The organism is Rhizobium sp. AN5, assembly GCF_900215255.1.
Taxonomy (GTDB): domain Bacteria; phylum Pseudomonadota; class Alphaproteobacteria; order Rhizobiales; family Rhizobiaceae; genus Agrobacterium; species Agrobacterium tumefaciens.
Genome location: NZ_OCMJ01000003.1, coordinates 103287 through 126342, shown reverse-complemented (window position 1 = coordinate 126342; position 23056 = coordinate 103287). Strand labels below are relative to the sequence as shown.

22 protein-coding genes and 1 pseudogene are annotated in these 23056 nt (G+C 57.7%); 12 read left to right on the top strand and 11 right to left on the bottom strand.

What is annotated here, in order from left to right; all coding sequences use genetic code 11:
- Positions 1-55: 55 nt before the first annotated feature.
- The 9 genes from CRP02_RS04030 (at position 56) to CRP02_RS03990 (ending at position 11131) form a co-directional block, all read left to right on the top strand.
- Entirely contained in the window at positions 56-853 is a 798-nt protein-coding gene (locus CRP02_RS04030; protein ID WP_097170344.1) for a FadR/GntR family transcriptional regulator, read from the top strand.
- A gap of 78 nt (positions 854-931) precedes the next feature.
- A complete protein-coding gene (locus tag CRP02_RS04025) occupies positions 932-2440 on the top strand; it encodes an ABC transporter substrate-binding protein (protein WP_097171236.1) in 1509 nt (502 codons plus the stop codon).
- A gap of 67 nt (positions 2441-2507) precedes the next feature.
- Positions 2508-3455: an ABC transporter permease gene (locus CRP02_RS04020; RefSeq protein ID WP_003499573.1), complete on the top strand. Its 948-nt coding sequence runs from the start codon at positions 2508-2510 to the stop codon at positions 3453-3455.
- A gap of 10 nt (positions 3456-3465) precedes the next feature.
- Complete coding sequence (locus CRP02_RS04015) at positions 3466-4338, top strand: ABC transporter permease (protein ID WP_013761355.1); 873 nt, start codon at positions 3466-3468, stop codon at positions 4336-4338.
- A 22-nt stretch (positions 4339-4360) separates the two neighbouring features.
- Positions 4361-6145, top strand: coding sequence for a gamma-glutamyltransferase family protein (locus CRP02_RS04010; RefSeq protein ID WP_097170343.1), 1785 nt, complete (start codon positions 4361-4363; stop codon positions 6143-6145).
- 4 nt (positions 6146-6149) lie between these two features.
- Positions 6150-7961, top strand: a complete 1812-nt coding sequence (locus CRP02_RS04005; protein WP_097100486.1) for an ABC transporter ATP-binding protein — start codon at positions 6150-6152, stop codon at positions 7959-7961.
- 239 nt (positions 7962-8200) lie between these two features.
- Positions 8201-9655: a sensor histidine kinase gene (locus CRP02_RS04000; protein ID WP_097170342.1), complete on the top strand. Its 1455-nt coding sequence runs from the start codon at positions 8201-8203 to the stop codon at positions 9653-9655.
- Entirely contained in the window at positions 9652-10089 is a 438-nt protein-coding gene (locus CRP02_RS03995) for a response regulator (RefSeq protein WP_003517744.1), read from the top strand. Before CRP02_RS04000 ends, CRP02_RS03995 begins: the two co-directional genes overlap by 4 nt.
- A gap of 4 nt (positions 10090-10093) precedes the next feature.
- Positions 10094-11131, top strand: a complete 1038-nt coding sequence (locus CRP02_RS03990; protein ID WP_097170341.1) for a sensor histidine kinase — start codon at positions 10094-10096, stop codon at positions 11129-11131.
- A gap of 210 nt (positions 11132-11341) precedes the next feature.
- Here CRP02_RS03990 and CRP02_RS03985 read toward each other — a convergent pair whose 3' ends face one another.
- Positions 11342-11566, bottom strand: a complete 225-nt coding sequence (locus CRP02_RS03985; protein ID WP_003517740.1) for a hypothetical protein — start codon at positions 11564-11566, stop codon at positions 11342-11344.
- Between the two features lie 129 nt (positions 11567-11695).
- Positions 11696-11905: a cold-shock protein gene (locus CRP02_RS03980; protein WP_003517737.1), complete on the bottom strand. Its 210-nt coding sequence runs from the start codon at positions 11903-11905 to the stop codon at positions 11696-11698.
- 257 nt (positions 11906-12162) lie between these two features.
- Between CRP02_RS03980 and CRP02_RS27900 the strand changes: the two are divergent.
- Positions 12163-12433, top strand: a pseudogene (locus tag CRP02_RS27900) (type II toxin-antitoxin system VapC family toxin); the annotation flags it as partial.
- A 66-nt stretch (positions 12434-12499) separates the two neighbouring features.
- On the opposite strand, the gene CRP02_RS03970 reads toward CRP02_RS27900, so the two are convergent.
- The 5 genes from CRP02_RS03970 to CRP02_RS03950 all read right to left on the bottom strand — a co-directional run bounded on the left by CRP02_RS03970 (position 12500) and on the right by CRP02_RS03950 (position 19549).
- Entirely contained in the window at positions 12500-14503 is a 2004-nt protein-coding gene (locus CRP02_RS03970; RefSeq protein ID WP_097170340.1) for a CocE/NonD family hydrolase, read from the bottom strand.
- 105 nt (positions 14504-14608) lie between these two features.
- The gene (locus CRP02_RS03965) at positions 14609-16222 is read right to left on the bottom strand and encodes an ABC transporter ATP-binding protein (RefSeq protein ID WP_097170339.1); all 1614 of its coding nucleotides are present in this window, start codon (positions 16220-16222) and stop codon (positions 14609-14611) included.
- Entirely contained in the window at positions 16219-17043 is an 825-nt protein-coding gene (locus CRP02_RS03960) for an ABC transporter permease (protein ID WP_097100309.1), read from the bottom strand. The genes CRP02_RS03965 and CRP02_RS03960 overlap by 4 nt, the downstream gene beginning before the upstream one ends.
- On the bottom strand, positions 17040-17987 hold the full coding sequence (locus tag CRP02_RS03955) for an ABC transporter permease (RefSeq protein ID WP_003517729.1): 948 nt from the start codon (positions 17985-17987) through the stop codon (positions 17040-17042). Before CRP02_RS03955 ends, CRP02_RS03960 begins: the two co-directional genes overlap by 4 nt.
- Positions 17987-19549 (bottom strand): ABC transporter substrate-binding protein, encoded by a 1563-nt coding sequence (locus tag CRP02_RS03950; RefSeq protein WP_097170338.1) that lies wholly within the window; start codon positions 19547-19549, stop codon positions 17987-17989. Before CRP02_RS03950 ends, CRP02_RS03955 begins: the two co-directional genes overlap by 1 nt.
- 234 nt (positions 19550-19783) lie before the next feature.
- Between CRP02_RS03950 and CRP02_RS03945 the strand changes: the two genes are divergently transcribed.
- A complete protein-coding gene (locus tag CRP02_RS03945; protein ID WP_003517727.1) occupies positions 19784-20050 on the top strand; it encodes a CBU_0592 family membrane protein in 267 nt (88 codons plus the stop codon).
- 6 nt (positions 20051-20056) lie between these two features.
- On the opposite strand, the gene CRP02_RS27895 is transcribed toward CRP02_RS03945, so the two are convergent.
- From CRP02_RS27895 to CRP02_RS03935, 3 genes are all read right to left on the bottom strand, one after another.
- On the bottom strand, positions 20057-20614 hold the full coding sequence (locus CRP02_RS27895) for a LysR substrate-binding domain-containing protein (protein ID WP_323455337.1): 558 nt from the start codon (positions 20612-20614) through the stop codon (positions 20057-20059).
- On the bottom strand, positions 20593-20946 hold the full coding sequence (locus CRP02_RS27890) for a LysR family transcriptional regulator (RefSeq protein ID WP_323455336.1): 354 nt from the start codon (positions 20944-20946) through the stop codon (positions 20593-20595). The genes CRP02_RS27895 and CRP02_RS27890 overlap by 22 nt, the downstream gene beginning before the upstream one ends.
- Positions 20947-21064: 118 nt before the next feature.
- Positions 21065-21283, bottom strand: coding sequence for a hypothetical protein (locus tag CRP02_RS03935; RefSeq protein WP_013761340.1), 219 nt, complete (start codon positions 21281-21283; stop codon positions 21065-21067).
- 298 nt (positions 21284-21581) lie between these two features.
- On the opposite strand from CRP02_RS03935, the gene CRP02_RS27885 reads away from it, so the two are divergent.
- Complete coding sequence (locus CRP02_RS27885) at positions 21582-21908, top strand: GCG_CRPN prefix-to-repeats domain-containing protein (protein WP_097100312.1); 327 nt, start codon at positions 21582-21584, stop codon at positions 21906-21908.
- A gap of 269 nt (positions 21909-22177) precedes the next feature.
- Here CRP02_RS27885 and CRP02_RS03925 read toward each other — a convergent pair whose 3' ends face one another.
- A complete protein-coding gene (locus tag CRP02_RS03925) occupies positions 22178-22972 on the bottom strand; it encodes an SDR family oxidoreductase (RefSeq protein ID WP_097170337.1) in 795 nt (264 codons plus the stop codon).
- Between the last annotated feature and the right edge of the window lie 84 nt (positions 22973-23056).

Sequence of the window (23056 nt, the reverse complement as noted above, 5' to 3'; positions counted from 1 at the left end):
CTCAAAATTGGGCTTGACGTCTGCCGAAATTTCTCACCAAATGAACCAATGCTAAATTGGTTCACGCAAATGGTGCGGCTTGGCGACAAACCCTAACGACAATTCCAACTACGCTTTGGCGAAGCTGCGCGAGTATATTCAGACGAAGAATCTCGCGAATGACGGCCGCCTGCCGACGGAGCGGGCATTTGCCGAGACCTTCAATGTCGGCCGCCGGTCAATCCGCCGTGCTCTGGAGGTTTTGGAGGCCGAGGGTCTTATCTGGCGTCGCCAGGGGGCCGGAACCTTTGTGGGTGAAAAGCCGGACGATTGGTCCACCCAGGTGACCGAAATGGTCGCCAGCACCGATATCATGGAAATCATGGAAGTCCGCCTGCGCATCGAACCGCAACTGGCGCAGCTCGCAGCCATGCGCGCCAAGCCCGCCGAGGTGGAGCGCATGCGCGCGCTCGTCAAGAAGACCGGCGAAAGCACGGATGCCGATGCCAAGGAATTGTGGGACGGCTCGCTCCACCGCCAGATAGCCCAGAGTGCTGGCAACAAGCTGTTCCTGTCGATCTTCGATGTTGTGAACCGTATTCGCCAGGACGATGCCTGGCAGTCGATACGCGAACTTGCCCGGCGCAGCGGCACGAATGGCAAGGCGTCTTTCGAACAGCATGTCGCCATCGTCGATGCCATTGCCGATCGCGATCCGGCGCGTGCCGGAGAGGCGATGCGCCAGCACCTTCTCATGCATCAGGAACGATTGATCCGCGCCACTTCGCTCGGGTTTCAAGAGGAGACCGCTGCGGAAGACCGTGCGGCGAAGAGCATCAACGAAGCCGACAATCCGCTGACTCCGGCCTCATAGGCTGCGGACGAAAACCCGCCGGTCCTTCGGGGCTGGCCAATGACAAAAGTCAAAGAAAACCAGACCAGAGGATCGAACATGAAGAAAATCTACACACTGACTACGGCGCTGTTGGCAAGCGCGTTTCTGACCGCACCAGCCATGGCTTCCGAATTGCGCATCGGCCTCAACGATGATGCGGACGTGCTTGATCCCGCGCAATCGCGCACCTTCGTCGGCCGTATCGTCTACACCTCCATGTGCGACAAGCTGGTTGACATTTCTCAGGACATGAAGATCGTTCCCCAGCTTGCCACCGAATGGGCCTGGTCCGAGGGTGGCAAGGTGCTGACGATGAAAATTCGCGACGGCGTGAAGTTCCACGACGGCGAGATGCTGGATGCGGCCGCCGTCGTCGCCACCATCGAGCGCAACATGACCCTTCCGGAATCCCGCCGCAAGAGCGAGTTGTCCTCGGTTGAAAAGGTTGAGGCCACCGGGCCGCTGGAAGTCAAGTTCACGTTGAAGACGCCCGATGTCACGCTGCTTGCCCAGCTTTCAGATCGCGCCGGCATGATCGTCGCGCCGAAGGCCGCCAAGGAACTGGGCGCGAATTTCGGCTCCAAGCCGGTTTGCGCCGGACCGTTCAAATTCGTCGAGCGCATCCAGCAGGACCGTATCGTCCTCGAAAAATTCGCGGATTATTGGGACAAGGACAAGATCAAGGTCGACAGGATCGTCTACCTGCCAATTCCCGATACAACTGTGAAGCTTGCAAACCTCCGCTCTGGCGATCTCGACATTGCCGAACGTATCTCGGCGTCCGATGCGGAATCCGTCAAGAATGACCCCAAATTGACCTATGCGGACGTGATCGGTCCGGGCTACATGGCCATGTATGTCAACATCAACAACGGCGCGCGCGCTGACAATCCGCTCGGCAAGGACAAGCGCCTGCGTCAGGCCTTCTCCTATGCGATTGACCGCGAAGCGATCGGCCAGATCGTGTTTGAGGGTACGTCCAAGGCCGGCAATCAGTCATTCCCGCCGACAAGCCCATGGTTCAACCAGAACCTGCCGGTGCCGCCACGCGATATCGACAAGGCCAAGCAGTTGATGAAGGAGGCTGGCTACGAGAAGCTCGATATCGAACTTCAGCACGCCAACAACACCACGCAGACGCAGATGATGCAGGTGATCCAGTCCATGGTGGCGGAGGCTGGCTTCAACGTTACGCTGAAGGCCACCGAATTTGCGACGCTTCTTTCCGAACAGACCGCCGGCAACTATCAGCTCAGCCGTTCCGACTGGTCTGGTCGTATCGATCCCGATGGCAATCTTCACCAGTTCGTCACCTGCAAGGGCGGCATCAACGATGTGAAATATTGTAATCCTGAAGTCGACAAGCTGCTGAACGAAGCACGCGCCTCGACTGAAGATGCGGTCCGCAAGGAGAAATACGATGCGGCAAGCGTCATCCTAAACGACGACATGCCGATCATCTATCTCGGCCACCAGCCCTATGCCTATGCCATTTCCAAGAAGGTCAAGGGCTGGGAGCCTTCGCCTGATGGCATGATCCGCCTTCTCGGCGTCAGCAAGGACTAAGCGCTTCAAATCCGCCGCACGGCTTGCCGTGCGGCCCTCCAGAACGTGCACGAACGGGGGCAATGCCATGCCTGTCTATATCGGCAAGCGACTGCTGGTCGCGATCCCGACGCTTTTGATCATCTCCATCTTCGTCTTCTCGCTGCAGAAACTGTTGCCGGGTGATCCGGTTCTCGCCATGGCGGGTGAGGAGCGTGATCCGGCGACGATTGAATTCCTGCGGGAGAAGTATCGCCTGAACGACCCGGTACCGCTTCAGTACATCAACTGGCTGGGCGGCGTGGTGACCGGCGATTTCGGTATTTCGCTGAGGACCAACCAGCCGGTGCTGGAACTGATCGGCCAGAAGCTGCCGGTCACCATCCAGCTGGCTGTGATGGCGATGTTCTTTGCGATGGTCATCGGTATTCCGATCGGCATTCTGGCCGCCGTCAAGAAAAACACATGGATCGACTACACCGCCAATATCGTGGCGCTTTCCGGCCTGTCTATCCCGAATTTCTGGCTCGGTATCATGCTTATTCTGCTGGTTTCAGTGAAGCTCGGCTGGCTGCCGGCATCCGGATATGAATCGATATTCGTCGACCCCGTTCGCTCCATCGAGACGATGATCATGCCCGCCTTCGTGCTCGGCAATGCGCTTGCGGCAACGTTGATGCGCCACACGCGTTCGGCAATGGTTGCGGTTTTGAGTTCAGACTATATCCGCACCGCCCGCGCCAAGGGGCTTTCGCCGCGCGAAATCATCCTGTCGCACAGTTTTCGCAACGCGCTTCTGCCCGTGATCACGCTGTTGGCACTGCTTTTCGGTGAGTTGCTGGCCGGTGCGGTTCTGACGGAGCAGATATTCACCATTCCCGGCTTCGGCAAGATGACCGTCGATGCGGTCTTCACCCGCGATTACGCCGTCGTCCAGGGCATCGTGCTCTGCACCGCGGTCGGCTTCATCCTCATGAACCTGCTGGCGGACATTGCCTATGTCCTGCTTAACCCTCGCCTCAGAGCGACGATCTGAGGCCCGTATCATGACCGCTCTCGATCAAAACCTGTCCGTACCGGTGCCGCGGCAGGAAAGCCGCGCCTGGAAGAAAATGAAGCGCAACAAATCGGCGCTGGCCGGTCTGATTATCGTGCTTTTTTTCACGGTGCTCGCCGTTGCAGCGCCGATCCTACCAATTGCTGACCCTATTGCGACCAGCTGGTCGGCCATCCGCAAGGCGCCGTCCGCCGCCCATTGGCTCGGCACCGACGATCTTGGCCGTGATATCCTTTCGCGCATGATTTATGGCGCGCGCGCCTCGCTGATGGCGGGCGTGGTATCGGTCATGATCGCGGTGGTCATCGGCGTGCCCTTCGGGCTGATCGCCGGTTATTTCGGTGGCTGGGTGGATATGGTCATATCGCGCATCACCGAAGCGCTGCTGGCTATGCCGTTCCTCATCATGGCTATTGCCCTTGCGGCCTTTCTCGGCCCGAGCCTTACCAATGCGATGATTGCCATCGGGCTTTCCGCCATGCCGATTTTCGTTCGGCTGACCCGTGGTCAGGTGCTGGCGGTCAAGATGGAAGATTATGTCGAGGGGGCAAGGTCGATTGGCCTCAACCACTTCGACATCATGACACGATACATCCTGCCAAATGTCTTTGCTCCCATCATCGTGCAGGCGACCTTGACGGTTGCGACCGCCATCATTGCGGAAGCGAGCCTTTCCTTCCTCGGCCTTGGCCAGCAGGCACCGGCGCCGTCGTGGGGTTCCATGCTGAACACCGCGAAGAACTTTCTGAGCCAGGCGCCGTGGATGACGATGTGGCCCGGCATTGCAATTTTCCTCGTCGTCATAGGCTTCAATCTCCTGGGCGATGGCCTGCGTGATGCGCTCGATCCGCGCGAAGCATGATTTCTCATAAGGAACTGACTGAATGACCGAATTTACCACACGCCCCGAGATCCTTGGCACATTCGGCGTCGTCACCTCGACGCACTGGATCGCATCGGCCGTGGGCATGGCAATCCTCGAAAAGGGAGGTAACGCCTTCGACGCAGCGGTTGCCACCGGCTTCGTGCTGCAGATCGTCGAACCGCATCTCTGTGGCCCCGGCGGCGACATGCCTGCCGTCTTTTATTCGAAGAAGAAGGACAAGGTCGAAGTCATCTGCGCGCAGGGGCCTGCTCCGAGTGGCGCCACCATCGAGCACTATACCTCGGAGGGGCTTAAGCTGATTCCCGGCGATGGTCTGCTTGCAACCGTCATTCCCGGAGCCTTCGATGGCTGGATGCTGATGTTGCGCGACTACGGCACGATGAGCGTGCGCGAGGTGCTGGAACCGGCCATCTATTATGCCGAATACGGACATCCGACCCTGCCGCGCGTTTCCGCCACCATCAAGGGGCTGGCGGAATTCTTCGAGGGGGAATGGCCGACATCCTACGAGACCTGGCTGCCGGGTGGTGCCGCACCCGAGCCGCACGCCCTTTTCAGGAATCCTGTACTTGCGGAAACCTACAAGCGGATCGTCACTGAATCCGAAGCGCGTTCGGGTCGCGAAAACCAGATTGAAGCCGCACGCGACGCCTTCTATCAGGGTTTCGTAGCGGAAGCCATCGACACTTACGTAAAGACCGCTGAAGTCATGGATGCAAGCGGCACTAAGCACAAGGGCGTGTTGACGGCGCAGGATATGGCGGACTGGAGCGCGACCATCGAAGCGCCGCAGACGCTTGAATATCATGACTGGACGATTGCAAAGACGCCTGCCTGGGGGCAGGGACCGGTTCTGTTGCAGTCGCTCGCCCTGTTGAAAGGCTTCGATCTTGCGGCCATGGACCCGTCCGGCCCCGATTTCATCCACACCATCGTTGAGGCCATGAAGCTCGCCTTTGCCGACCGTGAGGTCTATTACGGCGATCCTGATTTCGGCCAGATTCCGACGGAATATCTTCTCTCTGAAGGCTACAATGCCGGGCGTCGTAAACTGATCGGCACCGAGGCATCGCTCGATCTGCGTCCCGGCATCGTGCCGGGTTACGAGAAGCAGGTGGACGCCACCATGGCCATGCTCGCCGAAATGAGCGGCAAGGGCACCGTCTACGAGCCCACCATGTCGCATCTTACCGAAAAACGCGGCGATACCGTGCATATCGATGTCATCGACCGCTGGGGCAACATGGTCTCAACCACGCCGTCCGGCGGCTGGCTGCAATCCTCGCCAATCGTTCCGGGATTGGGCTTTGCGCTCAATTCCCGCGCCCAGATGTTCTGGTTGAAGGAAGGCCTGCCGACCTCGCTTGCACCTGGAAAACGCCCGCGCACCACGTTGACACCCTCGCTCGCGCTGCATCAGGGACGCCCTTCCATGGTGTTCGGTACTCCGGGCGGCGATCAGCAGGATCAATGGCAGCTGCCCTTCTTCCTGCGTTATGCGCATCACGGCAAGAACCTGCAGGCGGCCATCGACATGCCGCTGTTCCATACCTCGCATTTTCCCGGCTCGTTTTATCCGCGCACCAGCTCGCCGGGCGAGATCATGGTTGAAAGCACCGTGGGTGATATCACGCTGCAGGAGCTTCGCAGCCGCGGACACAAGGTCACCGTTGCCGATGCGTGGTCGGTGGGGCGCCTGACTGCCGCACGGCGGGATGCCGATGGCCTGCTGCGGGCCGCCGCAACGCCGCGACTGATGCAGGCCTATGCTGTGGGACGATGACATCATGAATACGACGCCTGTTCTCTCCGTTAGAAACCTGACCACTTCTTTTCTCGTCGATGATGCTTGGAAGAGCGTCGTCCGTAACGTCTCCTTCGATGTCGCTCCGGGCGAAACCGTCGCGATTGTCGGTGAGTCCGGTTCGGGAAAGTCCGTCACCTCGCTGTCCATCATGCGCCTGCTTAGCCCCGCTTTCAGCCGGATTGAGGGTGAAGTTCTCTTGAACGGGCGCAATCTTCTGGCGCTTTCCGAGAAGGACATGCGGGGCGTGCGGGGCAACGACGTCTCGATGATATTTCAGGAGCCTATGACGTCGCTCAATCCGATCTTCACGATCGGCCGCCAGATTTCCGAGGTCCTCATCCGGCACAAGGGCTTTTCGAAGCAGCAGGCAAGGGCGGAGACGGTCCGGCTTCTCGAAAAGGTTCGCATTCCCAACGCGGCCGGTCGCTTCGACGAGTATCCGCATCAGTTTTCCGGTGGCATGCGCCAGCGCGTGATGATCGCAATGGCGCTCGCTTCCCGGCCGAAACTGCTGATCGCCGATGAACCGACGACCGCGCTCGACGTCACCATTCAGGGCCAGATTCTCGATCTGATCAAACTGCTTCAGGAAGAGGAGGGCATGTCGGTCCTCTTCATTACTCATGATATGGGCGTCGTGGCGGAGATCGCCGACCGCACCATTGTCATGTTCCGGGGCGATGAGGTCGAGACCGGACCCACCGGGGATATATTCCAGCGCGGCAAGCATCCCTATACGCGGGCGCTGCTTTCGGCGGTGCCGAAGCTCGGCTCGATGCGCGACCGGCAGTGGCCGACGCGATTTCCGGTCCTCGACATGAAAACCGGCCTGTCGACCGAGCCGGTAGAAGTGGCCGAAACGGTTGCGAGCGGACAGACACCTGTCCTGTCGGTCAAGAACCTCGTGACGCGGTTTCCCATCCGCTCCGGCCTTTTGGCCCGGCAGACGGGTGCGGTCCACGCGGTCGAAAACGTCTCCTTCGATCTGTTTCAGGGGGAGACGCTTGCACTGGTCGGCGAGTCCGGTTGCGGAAAGTCGACGACCGGCCGCTCGATCATGCGTCTTGTCGAACCGACGGCCGGCGAGGTTTCGCTCGATGGTTACGATGTGATGCGGCTCGATACCGTCGGCCTGCGCAATATGCGTAAGTCCGTACAGATGATCTTTCAGGATCCGTTCTCGTCGCTCAATCCGCGCATGACGGTGGGTACGGCGATTTCCGAACCCTTCATCAAGCACAAACTGGGCACTACGAAGCAGGCGAAGGAAAAGACTGCCGATCTCCTCGAAAAGGTTGGTCTAACCGCCGACATGGCGAGCCGCTATCCTCACGAATTTTCCGGCGGCCAGCGCCAGCGCATCGCGATTGCCCGTGCGCTTGCCCTTGATCCGAAGGTCATTGTTGCCGACGAAAGCGTGTCGGCTCTCGATGTTTCGATCAAGGCGCAGGTCTGCAACCTGCTACTCGACCTGCAACAGAGCCTCAATCTCGCCTTCCTCTTCATCTCCCACGATATGGCGGTGGTGGAGCGTGTCAGCCATCGCGTCGCGGTGATGTATCTCGGTGAGATTGTGGAGATCGGTCCGCGCGCTGCCGTCTTCGACAATCCGCAACATGCTTACACGAAGAAACTCATGGCGGCAGTGCCGGTACCCGATCCGGCGCGACGCGGAATAAAGCGCGGCATATCCAACGATGAGCTGAAAAGCCCGATACGGCCGATAGGATTTCAAACGCCGACGCGAAACTATAAAACTGTTTCCCCGGGCCACCTGGTTCAGGTGGTTTAAGGCAACTCCGGCATTCCGGATTGAAAACCGTGATGTTTCGTGCCGCTATCCGCTTTTCTGAGCGGAATAATTTTTACAGCCTTGCTCAACGCGCGTCGTCAAAAGTGGTTCCCATATGAATCGAAAATAAAACGTTCGATTCAATGCGCCGCATATTCTAGTTTGCCCGCGAATGAGGTGCATGCCGGGAATTTACAACTGTGATTAGTTTTTCGCCTTTTGCTCAGCGAAGCCTGTTTATGCTCGCTGTGGGTGTTGCAATATTGACCGGAATGGTCGCCACTTCGCTGTGGCTGGTGCAGGTGAACAACCGGTACTCGCAAGAAACAGCCGAGTTGCGCCGCGTGCGGGCAGCCGTTCTCGATATCCTGACGTCGATGCAGGACATTGAAACGGGGCAGAGGGGTTATCTGCTGACCAACAACATCGAGTATCTGAGCCCTTATCAGGAGGCCTTGAGCCTGTTGCCGCAGAGGCAGTCCAGACTTCTCGAAGTGCTGAAGGACCAGAAGCAATACGAGCAGGATCTGACGGATCTCGGTGATGCCGTCGCCAACAAGCTGGCTGAAACCCAGGAAACCATCGATCTGCAAAAGGCAGGACGCATCACCGAGGCAGTCGAAGTCGTCCGTGAGAATGACGGCAAACGATTCATGAACGAAATCAGGGCGATCTTGTCGAAGCTGCAATCGCAGACCGACGATCGGCTCCGCATCATCGTCGGAGACCAACTTGGCGCCGCCAATACATTGCAATGGGTCACGCTCGGCGGCACGCTGGCGATCCTGCTTGTTGTCGGCGGTTCAATCTTTCTGGTCTTCACATATATCCGTGCGTTGAACCGGTCTCGGGAAGATGTTGACGAGCTAAATCGCCATCTGGAGGAGCGGGTCGAGGAAAGAACCCGTGATCTTCGCAGCGCCAATCAGGAAATTCAGCGCTTCGCCTATATCGTCACGCATGATTTGCGTGCGCCGCTCGTTAATATCATGGGGTTCCTCTCCGAATTCGATACGTCCCTGAAGCCGGTCAGCGCCTATGTGCTCGCAGACGGCAAAATGCCTTCCGATGACGTGGTTCGGGATGCCAGACTGGCTGTCGAGGAAGATCTTCCCGAGGCGATCAGTTTCATCCGCTCTTCGACACGCAAGATGGACCAGCTCATCAATGCGATCTTGAAGATATCCCGCGATGGTCAGCGAAAGCTGCAACCGGAAAAGGTCGACATAGAGACATTGCTGTCATCGCTCTCCGAGACGGTTCGTCACCAGATCAATGCCAACGGCGGCGAGATCAATGTCGAGACATCAAAGCTGACAGTCGTGACGGATCGCATCTCTCTCGACCAAATCCTTGGCAATCTTTTCGACAATGCGGTGAAATACCAGATGCCTGGACGACCGCTGCGATTGACTGCCCGCGCTTATCCGTCCGGGCGAGGTGCCATCAGCATCGAAGTCAGCGACAACGGGCGCGGCATCGGCCAGCATGATCTGGAACGGGTGTTCGAACTCTTTCGCCGCGCTGGTGATCAGGATCAGCCGGGGGAAGGCATCGGCCTTGCCCATGTTCGGTCGCTAATAAGAAGTTTAGGAGGAGACATTAAGGTGAGTTCCGAACTTGGCAAAGGCAGTACATTTACGTTGCTGCTGCCGAGCGATCTCAGAAAAGTGACGAAAGAAGGCGAAAAATGAAGGCAACCGGTCAAGAGGTAACGATCATTATGATCGAGGATGACGAAGGTCATGCTCGGCTGATCGAGAAGAACGTGCGTCGCGCAGGTGTGAATAACGAGATCATGCCCTTTACGCTCGGTGCAAAGGCACTCGACTACATCCTCGGTGAAAACCGCGATGGTGTTGTCAGCAAAGATCGATATCTTCTCGTTTTGCTCGATCTTAACCTCCCTGATATGTCGGGTATCCGAATTCTCGAGGAGATCAAGAGTAACGAATATACGCGCCGTTTGCCGGTGGTCGTTTTGACGACGACGGATGACGAAACCGAGATTCAGAAATGTTATGACCTTGGTGCAAATGTCTATATAACCAAGCCGGTCGACTACGAAGGCTTTGCGAGTGCGATAAAGAACCTCGGCCTGTTCTTCTCCGTAATTCAAGTACCTTGAAGGCATGATGGCATTGCGCGTTTTGTATGTTGATGATGATCCGGCTCTGGCACGACTTTCCAGCCGGATCCTTGGTCGTCACGGAATGGAGGTGGTCCATGCCGCATCCGTGGCGTCCGGGCTCAAGATGTTTCAAGACGAGCAGTTCGATATCGTCGTTCTGGACCATTACTTCCAGACATCGACGGGAATGGAGTTCCTTGCCGCGATTCAGTCCTTGCCGGGGCGGGTTCCCGTTCTTTATGTAACGGGATCGAACGAAGCCCAGATCGCGATCGACGCCCTCAAGGCGGGTGCCGCCGACTACGTCATAAAGAATGTCGGCGACGACTTTTTCCCGCTGTTGCTTACGGCTATCGATCAGGCGCTGGAAAACCATCGTCTGCGTCAGACGAAGGAGGAATCCGACCGGTTGCTGGTGAAGGCCAAGGAACATGCGGAAATGATGGTGAAGGAGATGAACCATCGGGTCGCCAACAGCCTCTCGCTGGTATCCGCCATGATTCGCCTGCAGATAAACACCATCAAGTCTGAGGAAGCCGAAGTCGCATTGCTGGAAACCCAAAGCAGGATTTCGGCGATCGCCGGCGTTCACCGCAGCCTTTACAATACCGACAATATAGGTCTGGTATCGCTCAATTCGTACCTGACGTCGATCATCGATGGGTTGTTTCAGGCGGTTCCAGGATCTTCGTCCATTACCGTCGAAACATCGCTTTGTGACATCAGCCTCAAGGCAGACCATGCCGTAGCTCTGGGTGTCATCATCACCGAGCTGCTGACCAACGCGCTGAAGTACGCCTATCCAGATCAATCCGGCACGGTTCGCGTCGGACTTTCGGAAGAAAATCGGCAATTTGTTCTCGTTGTCGAAGATGATGGTGTCGGTTCAAAGCCCGACGCATCTCCGCGTGGAACTGGCCTCGGAACAAAGCTGATTATGGCAATGGCTCAGAACATTGGTGCTCGCGTCGAGCAAACGCATACGCACCTGGAACAGGCCAAGGGAACGCGTTACACGATGACCTGGAGCGAGACGTAAACGCCGATAGCTTCGGTTTTTAAATATAATTCTAATTTAGTGATTTAATATAACTGGCGCCGCGCTTGGGCAGCTGGAACGTAAGCTTGCCTGGGAGTTGACAGGCATGCAACAGCTCAAGGCCCGGCGTCTGTAAATACCGGGATGGTCAGGAAGTCGTCTGATGCGAATTGGCTTCAGGCACCTGTTCTGACGATGCCGTCAAAACCATCATCGTGCACGGGCACGCTTGGCAAGAAGAGCGGATGTCGCAGAAATGCGATCAGACTGTTCCTTTGCAAGACGTGCTTCCCGAAGCCGCAAGGTCTTGGCGTCACGGGATTGCGTGATCGAATCAAGCTCGTCGAGCGCTTTGTCCTTTGCGAAGAACGGCGTCTGGATATTGCTGAAGGCAACCTCGGCCTTCTGGCGCGAGATACTGTATTTTTCTGTCATGGGTGTTCCGGTGGTAAGGCTCGGCATGCGAGCGGAAAACAAAAGGCCAGGCAATTTGCCTGGCCTTGATTGGTTCGGGGTGCTTCCGGCAGTGCCAGTACATCCGTGGTCAAAGGGAAGCAAAACCCGTTAGGCAGCCTGCAGATTGCAGGCCGACATTTTGCCGGACTTGTTGTCGCGTTCCAGGTCGAAGCCGATCTTCTGGCCTTCGACGAGTTCGCGCATACCAGCCCGCTCCACGGCGGAGATATGAACGAAAGCATCTGTGCCGCCGTTGTCAGGCTGAATGAAGCCGAAGCCTTTAGTGGAATTGAACCATTTAACTGTGCCAGTGGTCATGATGAACCCTTTCATAGCGATAGAGGAACCACAGCACTAAAAAGCGCTGCGGAAATTGATAGCGATTTTGAAAGGAAAGGTTCGTTCAGAACGCGGTGCCAATCGCGCAACAAGCAAAGCTAAGCAAGCAAATTCGATGGTTCGTTGTAGCGTGCTTGTACGGCTGCGTCAACTATTAGTTTTTCTAATTTTCGCGTCTCGACAAAAAGTTGTGTTGGTCAGGGCAGGCCCTTGAAACTACACCGTTGAAATCGGCATCTGTTCGATATGAACGCATAGAAGCGTTGGATGCATTTGTGCATGAGGTGGGACTGAAATTGATCCCTTTTACTCGCTCTACATTTTTTTAGCGGGGAAGCTCTTCACGCAGTATCGCCGTGCGGGCGGATCCCGCACAGGCGTTTTGCCAGACTTTTTTATTGGGGCTCATGCCGCGGTTCAAGGTCTCCCGCTTCTGACACGAGACGTAGGCCATATCGATCCTGTTTCCCAACCGTGACATTGATCGCTCCTGAACAGGAAAGCTGACAGATACCGTACCGAGACAATGGCATGTTTTAGGCCCCCGCAAATAGCTGCAGGGGCCATGCAACATCAGATGAGGTCGCGTTTGTAGCGCTCATCCCACTTCCGGGTTTTGACGAGACTGCCATTTTCGAGTGCCGAAAGTTCTCCGGTCAGGTAGAAATTCTCCCTGTCGGAGCGCATCTCGGTGCGGCTCTCGATCTTGATGCGCCACCCATCGCGGCCAATTTCATATGTCTGGGTGAGGATGTATTTCGCGGAGAGGGGATCTCCGTCGCGAATGGTCAATTCACGCCGCAGGCTATGGCTGAGTTCGGTGTCGATGTCATCAAACCGCAACACGCCCTCGCCGAACAAGCCGCCCACGCCTTCCGTAACATAGGTGTTGATACCCGTCTCATGGTCCTGTTCGGTCCAGCGGCGGACCGTGCCGGGATCGACCTGCGTCATGGGTGTCGATGGGCCGTGGGCAGGGGCCTCGAAACGCACCGGCTTGCCGTCACCGGCGGCACGCACGGGCAGGTCAAGCGCGCTTTCTGCAACGGAAACGCTGATCGTCGCGTCGTAAGGCGATGTCCATACCATCGGCCAGTAGGCTGTGGCGATGGCGAGTTGCAGCCGGTGCCCTTTGGCAAAATGATATCCGCAATCATTGAGCTTGATTGCGACATCGTAAAATTTGCCGGGTTCCAACGCTTCCGGATTTTCGTGGCTATCGCGGTGCGTCAGGTTAAAAACCTGATAACTGACACGTGTGACACGGCCATCCGGCAAGACATCGTTGAGGCGCAGTGAAATCTGCGCGACGGGGCAATCTGCGGCAATGCGCAGACGCGCTACCGGCGCACCGAGAATATCGAAATCCTCTTCCAGCGAGGCGGTTTCGAAAACGAGCGCGCCACCGTTGTCGAGCCGCTGATCGGTTGGATGTTCGCCGGGGCAACCCGTCGCCATCCATTCCCCGCCCGCCTTGCCGTGGCTTTGCGGCGAACGAATGCTGAGAATTGCCGGTTCGCTTGCCGTATCGCGCAGTTCCTTCGCTGCGCCGGGGTAAAGTGATCGGGTTGCAATTTCAGGCGAAGGCCATGTTGCTTCGCCCACCCAGCGGCCTTGCGTCGTCGTGCGCGTGCCGGTCGGTTCGATTGTGTCGCTGACGAAGGCGCGCAGCATCGGCTCGTCCATGACGCCGGTGTCCTTGCCTTTCAGCCAATGGTCCCACCAGCGCGTTGCTTCCTGCAGGAAGCCAATTGCGGGACCGGGAACACCATCTTGGGGGTAGATATGGCCCCACGGACCGATGATGCCGCGACGCGGGACCTGAAGGTTCTCCAGAAGCCGCGGGACGGCATTGGTATAGCTGTCCGCCCATGCGCCGATGGCAAGGACCGGGCATTCAATGGCGCTCCAGTCTTCGCAGACCGAGCCGTGTTTCCAGTAATCGTCGTAACGTTGGTGTTCCAGCCAGAGTGCGGGAAAGAAGGGGAGCTTCTCCAGGCGCTCGATCCAGCTGTCGCGCCACGTGTCGCCAACGATCTCCGGATCAAGCGGACGGCTCTGATAAGCAAGCATGATGGTGCCCCACCACAGATTGTCGTTCAGCAGCAGACCGCCCATATAGTGAATGTCGTCGGTATAACGGTTGTCGGTCGAATAGGCGGTGATGACGGCTTTCAGTGCCGGCGGACGGCGGGCGGCGACCTGCAGGCCGTTGAAGCCGCCCCAGCTCTTGCCCATCATGCCGACATTGCCGCTGCACCACGGCTGGCGGGAAATCCAGTCGATCACCTCGAGTGCGTCGTCCTGTTCCTGCTTCAGATATTCGTCCGCCATGTGGCCATCGGATTCGCCTGTGCCACGCATGTCCACGCGAATTGCGGCATATCCCTGGCTGGCAAAATAGCCGTGCATCGGCTCGTCGCGCCCGCGGGTTCCGTCTCGCTTGCGATAGGGAATATACTCGAGAATGGCGGGAACCGGCGATTGTTCCGCGCCCTCCGGCAGCCAAAGGCGAGCACCAAGGCGTACGCCATCGCTCATGGGAATCCAGATATGTTCTTCAACACGTATTGTCATTTGGGGTATTCCAGTCGGGTCATTTGAAGCGGGCATCGCTTTGCCGGGAGACAACAATGAAAGAATGCGAGGCGGCTCCCATCAAAGAGTGAACCGCCCCGCAGATCATGCGGCGGGGAGGCCACGTTTTGCCAGCACGCCATCCAGCCAGTCGCGCCGCAGTTCGGGGACCGAGGTGATGAGCTGTTCGGTATAGGGTTGGTAAGGAGGTGCAAAAACCTCCTTGGTTGTGCCGGTTTCGACAATGCGGCCATGCTGCATCACCATCGTCCTGTCGGCGAGCCGGCGAACGACGCCGAGGTCATGGGTGATGAACAGATAGGAGACGCCCAGTTCATCCTGCAACGAGCGCAACAGTCTGAGAATTTCTTCCGCCACGAGAGGATCAAGTGCCGATGTCACCTCGTCGCAGATGATAAGATCGGGTCTTGCGGCAAGTGCGCGTGCGATACACACGCGCTGCTTCTGCCCCCCGGAAAGCGCTTTTGGCAGGCGCTCTGCAAACTCCCGGGGCAGACCGATCAGGTCCAGCAACCGGTTCACCTCGGAGGCGCGCTCATCTTCATTCATTCCGAAATAGAACGACATGGGTCGGCCGATGATCTCGCCGACGGTGTGGCGTGGATTGAGCGCCACATCCGGAAGCTGGTAGACGAGCTGGATACGGCGCAGATCTTCGCGGGAACGCCTGGAGTACTTGTCCGCAAGCCGGTGTCCAGCCAGCGAAACCACACCGGAAGATTGCGGCGGCAACCCGGCGATAACCCTGGCCAAAGTGGATTTTCCCGAACCGGACTCACCCACGACTGCCAGTGTTTCGCCCTTTCGGATTTCGCAGTGAACGTTGTCCAGCACCTTCTTGCGACCGTAATAGGCGGTGACGTCACGCGCTTCGAGCAGGATTTCACCACCCCTGTTCTGCACGGATTCGCCAGACATGCTGGCTTGGCGTTCGGAAACAAGACGGCGCGTATAGTCTTCCTGCGGGTGCTCGAGAATATCCTCGGCAGAACCGGCCTCCACCTTTTTGCCATGGCGCAAGACCATGATGCTGTCTGCAATCTGCGCGACGACGGCAAGGTCATGCGTGATGTAGAGGGCGGCGGTATCGTAGCGCTGGATGAGACTGCGGAGCAGGGCCAGAACCTCTATCTGCGTGGTGACATCGAGTGCCGTGGTAGGTTCGTCCAGCACGAGTATGTCAGGGCGGCATGACATAGCCATGGCCACCATCGCGCGCTGTAACTGCCCACCGGAGACCTGATGCGGGTAACGGTCGCCGAAATTCTGATAATCGGGAAGTTGCAGCGCCTGCAGCAGTTCCAGCATCCAGGCTTCAGCTTCCCGCCGGTTCATGACGCCGTGGTAAAGCGGTCCCTCGACAATCTGTTCGCCAATCTTCATGGCAGGGTTGAACGCCGCAGCTGCACTTTGCGCCACATAGGCGATGCGCGCACCGCGCGCCGCCTCACGACCGGCGCGATCGACCGTCATCAGCGAAACGCCGTTCACGACGATTTCTCCACCAACGATGCGGCAACCGTTGCGGCCATATCCCATGGCCGCAAGCCCGATGGTGGATTTACCGGCGCCGGATTCACCGATCAGCCCTTTGACCTCACCGCGCTTGAGATCCAGATCGATACCATCAACCAGAATAGCTCCATTCGGTGCGGCAACTTTCAGGCCGCGAATTTGCAGGACCTCATTGTTACTCATCGGTCTGCTCCCTGAATGGCGCTGCGGCCGGCCAGCAGCCAGTCCACGACGAGATTGACGCCGATGGTGAGAACGGCGATGGCAGCGGCCGGATAAAGCGGTGCGTAGAGGCCGTAAAGAATGGCCTGCTGGTTGTCCTTCACCATGCCGCCCCAGTCTGCGAAAGGCGGCTGAACGCCAAGCCCGAGAAAGGACAGACCGGCTACGAACAGAAAGGTGAAGCAGAAACGCAGGCCGAATTCCGCAATGAGCGGCGGCAGGGCATTGGGCAGTATCTCCCTGAACACCAGCCAGATCAGGCCTTCTCCGCGCAGGCGCGCGGTCTCGGCATATTCCAGCACATTCACGCCCTGGGCGACAATGCGCGCCAGACGGAAGACGCGGGTGGAATCCAGAAGCGCAATGGTCACTATCAGCACGGGGATGGACGAGCCTAGCGCCTGCAGCACGACAAGAGCCGAGATCAGCACTGGAATACACATGACAGTGTCGACGATGCGCGAAAGAACCATATCGATCCAGCCGCCGAAGATGGCCGCGATGAAACCAAGCGTGATCCCGATTGTGAAGGAGAGCAGGGACGCCGCCAGCGAAACGCCGATGGAGATTTGCGCACCGGCCAAAAGGCGCGACAGCATATCGCGGCCGTTCTGATCAAGGCCAAACCAGTGCATTGCCGAAGGCGGATCGAAAGGCGAACCGACGATCTCCTCCTGCCCGAAAGGCGCAATATGCGGACCGGCTGCGAACAGGACGATGTTGACCGAAATGATGAAAAGACCGACCCATGCGGTTGGGGTGATGGTGCGGAGCATTTTCATCGGGGGTGCCTCAGGCGCGGGTTAAGCGCAATTGCCGACACATCGGCAATGATGTTTAGAATGACGTAGGTTGCGCCGAAAACGAGGGCTGCCGCCTGTACCAGCGGAAGGTCCCGCTTCGAAACGGCATCGACCATGAAACGGCCAAGGCCGTTATAGTTGAACACGGCCTCTACCAGCACCACACCGGTGATGAGATAGGCGATGTTGAACGATACGACGTTGACGATCGGGGCCGCGGCATTGGGAAGTGCGTGGCGAAGAACCACGCGTTTGGTCCGCAATCCCTTGAGATAAGCCGTTTCGACATAGGCCTGATCCATTACCGCAAGAACGGCGGTACGGGTCATGCGCAGCATCTGCGCCACAGTCACCAGAACCAGCGTCAGAGCCGGAAGCGTGGTGGCTTTCAGCCAATCCGCAAAGCCCATGCCCGGATAGGTGTCGGCAAGGCTCGGCAAAAGATTGTACTGCACGGACACGAAAAGGATCAGCAACAGGCCCAGAAAATATTCCGGAAGGGAAACAAAGCCCAGCGCAACAATGTTGACAGCCCGATCGAACAGGCTGCCGCGCCAGATGGCACTGAAAAGACCCAGAAGCACAGCAACCGGAACGGACACGACGGCGGCATAAAGCGCCAGCGCCATGGTGTTCCAGAACCGGGGCCATAAGAGAGCTGCAACGGGCTGGTGGTTTGCCAGCGAATTTCCAAGGTCGCCGGTCACGAAACCGCCGAGCCAGGAAAGATAACGTTGCAGAAGGGGCTGCTCCAGACCGAGATCGGCGCGCAGCACGGCGAGAGATTCAGGCGTCGCATTCTGTCCGAGTATTGCCGACGCCACATCTCCGGGAAGAAGCTGAGTGCCAGCGAAAATAAGCGCCGACACCAGCAGAAGCGTCAAAATACCCAAAGCAATGCGCTTCAGGATAAGCTTAGTCATTATGCGTCCAACCAGACCTTTTCAGCGAGACGGGCACCCATGAAGTTGAACATCGGATGCGTGGTCACGCCCTTCAGTTTCTTGGATGTCGCATCCAGATAATCTCCGAACATCGGGATCATGGCGCCGCCCTCATTGGAGATGAGCGCCTGAAGCTCGGCATAGATTTCCTTGCGCTTCGCATCATCGAGAAGTGCACGCGCCTCGATGAGTTTCCTGTCGAAGTTTTCGTTCTTCCAATGGGTATCATTTTGCGCCGAGGTGGACTGGTAAGCGATGGTCAGCATCTGGTCTGCTGTCGGGCGTCCGCCCCAGTATGACATGCAGAATGGAGCTTTCATCCAGACATTGTCCCAGTAGCCATCGGCGGGTTCGCGCTTGATCGAAACATCGATGCCGCCCTTGGCCGCACTCGTGCGGAAAATCGCCGCTGCATCCACAGCGCCGGAGAAGGCGGCGTCGGAAGCGGAAATCTCTACCTTGAGCGTATCGAGGCCAGCCTGCTTCAGATAAAACTTCGCCTTCTCGGGGTCGTATGGACGCTGCGCCAGATCCGCGGCATAGAAGCGGTCAGAACTCGGGATCGGATGATCGTTCCCGATGCGGCCATAGCCACGCAGCGCGGTTTTCAAAAGCTGCTCGCGGTCGATGGCGTGCTTGATGGCAAGGCGGATATTGTTGTCCTTGTATGGCGCCTGCGTGCAATCCATCAGGAATGTGAAGTGCTGGCCGCCAGCCGACTGGACGATGTTGAGGTTGGGGTTACGGCGCAGCAGGTCTACTGTCTTGAAGTCGAGCTGGTTGATCGCATGGACCTGACCCGACATCATGGCATTGGTGCGTGCGGCGATATCGTTGATGACGATGACTTCCACAGCGTCAACGTGAGCGGCATTCGGCTTCCAGTAATTCGGATTACGGGTAAAGCGCGAACGAACGCCCGGATCGTAGCTTTCGAACACGAACGGCCCGGTGCCGACAGGTTTGCTGAAATCCGTCCAGCCTTCGGGCACAACGAGGAAATGGTAGTCGGACAGGATGTAAGGAAGGTCTGCATTACCGCTTTCGAGGACGATCTTGACCTCGGTGTCGGAAATCTTGTCGACGCTCTTGAGCGCAGACGCAACCGAGCGTGCCGCAGAGGTGGTTTCGCCACGGTGCAGGTTGATGGAGTAGATGACGTCTTCCACTGTCAGGGTCTTGCCATTGTGGAAGGTGACACCCTGACGCAGCTTGAAGACCCACTCCACGGCGCCGGGCTGCGCTTCCCAGCTTTCGAACAATTCAGGCACAGCGTGATTGCTGGCATCGATCTCGACAAGGCCGTTCATGATCATGAAGGCCTGATTGACCGGCACCCAGTCTTTCAGGATGCGGGGATCGAGGTTATCAGTGGTGCTGCCGCCGCCGATACCCAATTTCAAAACGCCACCCTTCTTCGGTGTGTCCGCGCCTTGCGCACTGGCGTCTGTAATGAAACCGGCAGAAAGCGCCGCGAGGCTGGCCGCGCCGGCAAGAAAATGCCGCCGGTCGAGCGAGAAGGAAAAGGGGGAGGATGTCATGTTTGGGTTCCCTGTTTTTTATCGGGGCCGGACGAGCCGCGGCTGGCAGTGGCGTATCGTACTCGACGGTTCGGCACTAGATACCGATGCGCGCAGGGGGGTATGATTTTTGCGCATGGGGTCATGAAATCTGAGCGCATCCGGTTATCTGCGAAGCGGAGTAAAGGGATGCGCCGGAGCGGATCCGGTGTAGCAGGCGCTCGCCGGGCGGGCGTGTTTATGGAGTGGATACAAATGGGGCTAGCGGATCTTGTCGGCCTTGCAGGAGCTTTTTTTTATCTCTTCGCCTATGCCCTGTTGCAGCTGCGACTTCTGACGATAGAAGACTGGCGTTACACTCTTTTAAACGTTCTGGGTGGCGTGTTTCTGATCTATTCGCTGATATGGAATTTCAACCTCGGCTCGCTGATTTCACAGGTCGCCTGGCTGCTGTTCACCATCATCGGCTACGCGCGGTTCCTCCTGGACCGGCGCCGCAAGACACCTCCTGCGCAGGCATGACGGGTTTCAGCGCGCGGTTTTATGGTTGTCTGCAATCAGCCAATCGGAGACCTCGCGCACAATTTTACGCTGGTGGCGATCTGCCGGTCGCATCAGGTAAAATTTGCCTTCCGAGCGCATGGCATGGGAATGCACAGGAACGAGCGCTCCGCTATCCAGTTGGTCGCGGATGAGCCAGGTCCACCCAAGCGTTGCACCAAGCCCCTGCGATGCCGCCGCGACGCAGAGGCCATAGTCTCCGAGTTTCCACTGGATTGCATCCTGTGGCGGCAACAGGTGTGATGAGCGCCACCAGTCGCTCCAATCCTGCCATTCCCGCATCGAATCTTCGATGGAGATCAAAACCGGTGCCCTCTGCTCCATAAGATTGGCCATGCCGCGGGCAGAGACGGGGACGACCTCCTCCTGGCCGAGTTCCGATAGCCAGACGCCAATCGGTCTTTCCTTGCGATAGAAAATAGCCAGGTCGAATTCATCCAGACGCAGATGTGCCACATCGTCAGTTACCCGCACCCGCAATTCGATGCCGGGAATATCGCGTTTCAGTTTCTGCAGGCGAGGCATGAACCATTGATCCGCAATCCCGCGGGAGCAGGCAATGGTGATCTGGCTGGCGCCGGTCCACGAGCGGACTCCGTCCGGACACTTGCGATATCGAGGATCAGCCGCGATATATCGATCGAGTAGTTTTCGCCGATAGTCGTCAGTCGCACGCCTGTCGGCACGCGCTCGAAAAGCTTGGAGCCAATGAACGCTTCCAGCTTGCCGATCTGCCGGCTGACGGCGCTCTGCGTCAGGCCCAGCTCGTTGCCCGCGCGGGAGAAGCTGCCCAAACGGGACGCGGCCTCAAAAACAACAAGCGCCTCCAGCGGCGGCAATCTAAAAGACGGTTGCATTCAGGTTCCCAAAAACAGAGTTTGCGATCCGATACACCGCCGCCGCAAACTCTTCAATTTTTTTGGGATTCCATGCCGCGCTAAGGCTTTGCCACTAGCGCCTTTCTGTTACCCAAGACTAGGGCTGACGGTCCGGCATTATCAGCCAGAACAATTGCACGAGGTCGCGCCAGGTTCGAGCCAGATCCTCGGCCGTCGATGTCAGCTCCCTGTAAATATAGATGCCCGCAAGCGCGAGAAAGGCTGCAAGCGTTAGAACGGCCAACAGTACCCAAGGCCAGATGAGGCGTTTGCTCTTTGGCTTTGGTTCGGGCTTTGTGTCCAGATTGGGGTTCAATCACCGTCTCCTCATTCGCTTGAGGACTATGATGAAAACCGCGGGACTGCAACCGGAGGGGATACATCGCGCCCCTTCAACCCACTGGCACATAGAAGAATAACAGGTCTGCATTGACTGGGGCGGGGCAGTGAGCCGCGCCGCTTTGACGCCGCTTCACTCTTTCGCAGCGGTCGGAACGCGAAGCCGGCATCTGCCACAATTGTGGAGTTTTTGCCACGAAAACATCAAGATTCATTCAGCCACAGTTCACCGGCAACGGCGCTAAATCCCTCCATCCCGGAAGGAGGGAGATGAAATGCGTAAGATGATTTTAAGCGCTGGAATAATTCTCGGTGCCCTGTTCGGCAGTGGCGCGAACGCGATGCCTGTCGGTCAACCGGCCGCACCCCTGGCATCCAACGTTCAAAGTGTGGACTATGCTTGCGGACGCGGCTTTCATCTATCGCCGCGCGGATATTGCCGGCCCAATGGACCGCCGAGATATGAGCGCGGCTGGGACAGACGTGATCGCTGGGAAGGCCGTAGGGAGTGGCGTGAACGTCAGGCCCGCAGAGAATGGCGCGAGCGCAGAGATTGGCGCGAACATCGCGAATGGCGAGACCGTCGCGACTATCGATGGTAATGAACACAGGCCCTCTCCGAACCGGGAGGGCCTTTACCATTTGGGTGCGTCTTGAGTTTTTTGGCGACGATCATCAACGCATAGATTGATCGGTCTGACCCAATTGCCGTCATCAATCATTTGGGCCGAACTCTTCCCGAATGATCCAAGGTTTTGACGCGTTTGCCGGGAGTGCCAAAGAACTGGTCGGTGGAAGTTCGACCTTTGCAATCTTCCATCATAATGGGTGCAATGGACCAAAAGGTGCGGTCGTCCTATAGCCCTTTCTTCTAGTTTCCCGGTGCTGCGGCTGACCCTGCAAGAATGCCGCCATCGATGTTCAGTTCGGCCCCAGTCATATAAGTTGCCTCGTCCGATGCGAGCAGGACTGCGAGCGCGGCGACCTCCTCGGCCCTGCCAAAGCGTTGCATGGGCGTTTCTTTGACCAGCGCGGCTTCACGATCTTTGCGATCCGGGCCATTTCCCAACATCGGCTCCCACATCGGTGTCATTACGGCCGCAGGGTGAATTGAGTTGCACCGGATGTTCAAGCCCTGACCGGCGCAGTAGAGGGCCACGCTCTTGGTGTGATTGCGGATTGCGGCCTTGGATGAGGCGTAGGCTGCTGCCATTGGAATTCCGACAAGCCCTGAGCGTGAGGAAATGTTGATAATCGATCCCGCACCATTTGCTCGCATGGCGCGGATTGCATAACGGCAGCCCAGAAAGGTGCCATCCAGGTTGACCTCATGGACCTTGTGCCAATCAGCAAGTTGGGCATTTTCTGGATCATGGGCTGGCGGGGCTCCTTCGAATGGTCCTTCAAAGCCTGTTATTCCCGCATTGTTGACGACGACGTCGATCTTGGGAAATTGACTGGCAATTTTCGCCCAGTCTGCCTCGCATGCGACGTCGAGACGGACAAACCTCCCGCCGATTGAGCCTGCGGTCAACAAGCCGCCATCCACGTCGATATCGGTAACGATGACCTGTGCCCCCTCGTCAGCAAACGCTTGGGCGATAGCCGCACCAATTCCGCGCGCCGCGCCGGTCACGAGTGCGGTCTTTCCAGAAAGTCTGGGCATGAATGTTCCTTTGATGCAAATGCTGAGCTAGCCAACGCGTCGTTTTAAAAAGACTGCGCTGTCATCGACGTAAGTCCGGATTAT

Coding starts and splice junctions, on each gene's coding strand:
- CRP02_RS27890 (WP_323455336.1), bottom strand. CDS start 20,946: ATGCAACCGTCTTTTAGATTGCCGCCGCTGGAGGCGCTTGTTGTTTTT.
- CRP02_RS04000 (WP_097170342.1), top strand. CDS start 8,201: ATGCTCGCTGTGGGTGTTGCAATATTGACCGGAATGGTCGCCACTTCG.
- CRP02_RS04010 (WP_097170343.1), top strand. CDS start 4,361: ATGACCGAATTTACCACACGCCCCGAGATCCTTGGCACATTCGGCGTC.
- CRP02_RS03960 (WP_097100309.1), bottom strand. CDS start 17,043: ATGAAAATGCTCCGCACCATCACCCCAACCGCATGGGTCGGTCTTTTC.
- CRP02_RS03970 (WP_097170340.1), bottom strand. CDS start 14,503: ATGACAATACGTGTTGAAGAACATATCTGGATTCCCATGAGCGATGGC.
- CRP02_RS04005 (WP_097100486.1), top strand. CDS start 6,150: ATGAATACGACGCCTGTTCTCTCCGTTAGAAACCTGACCACTTCTTTT.
- CRP02_RS27895 (WP_323455337.1), bottom strand. CDS start 20,614: ATGCCTCGCCTGCAGAAACTGAAACGCGATATTCCCGGCATCGAATTG.
- CRP02_RS04025 (WP_097171236.1), top strand. CDS start 932: ATGAAGAAAATCTACACACTGACTACGGCGCTGTTGGCAAGCGCGTTT.
- CRP02_RS03965 (WP_097170339.1), bottom strand. CDS start 16,222: ATGAGTAACAATGAGGTCCTGCAAATTCGCGGCCTGAAAGTTGCCGCA.
- CRP02_RS03980 (WP_003517737.1), bottom strand. CDS start 11,905: ATGACCACTGGCACAGTTAAATGGTTCAATTCCACTAAAGGCTTCGGC.
- CRP02_RS27885 (WP_097100312.1), top strand. CDS start 21,582: ATGCGTAAGATGATTTTAAGCGCTGGAATAATTCTCGGTGCCCTGTTC.
- CRP02_RS03950 (WP_097170338.1), bottom strand. CDS start 19,549: ATGACATCCTCCCCCTTTTCCTTCTCGCTCGACCGGCGGCATTTTCTT.
- CRP02_RS03925 (WP_097170337.1), bottom strand. CDS start 22,972: ATGCCCAGACTTTCTGGAAAGACCGCACTCGTGACCGGCGCGGCGCGC.
- CRP02_RS03990 (WP_097170341.1), top strand. CDS start 10,094: ATGATGGCATTGCGCGTTTTGTATGTTGATGATGATCCGGCTCTGGCA.
- CRP02_RS04020 (WP_003499573.1), top strand. CDS start 2,508: ATGCCTGTCTATATCGGCAAGCGACTGCTGGTCGCGATCCCGACGCTT.
- CRP02_RS03945 (WP_003517727.1), top strand. CDS start 19,784: ATGGGGCTAGCGGATCTTGTCGGCCTTGCAGGAGCTTTTTTTTATCTC.
- CRP02_RS04015 (WP_013761355.1), top strand. CDS start 3,466: ATGACCGCTCTCGATCAAAACCTGTCCGTACCGGTGCCGCGGCAGGAA.
- CRP02_RS03995 (WP_003517744.1), top strand. CDS start 9,652: ATGAAGGCAACCGGTCAAGAGGTAACGATCATTATGATCGAGGATGAC.
- CRP02_RS03985 (WP_003517740.1), bottom strand. CDS start 11,566: ATGACAGAAAAATACAGTATCTCGCGCCAGAAGGCCGAGGTTGCCTTC.
- CRP02_RS03955 (WP_003517729.1), bottom strand. CDS start 17,987: ATGACTAAGCTTATCCTGAAGCGCATTGCTTTGGGTATTTTGACGCTT.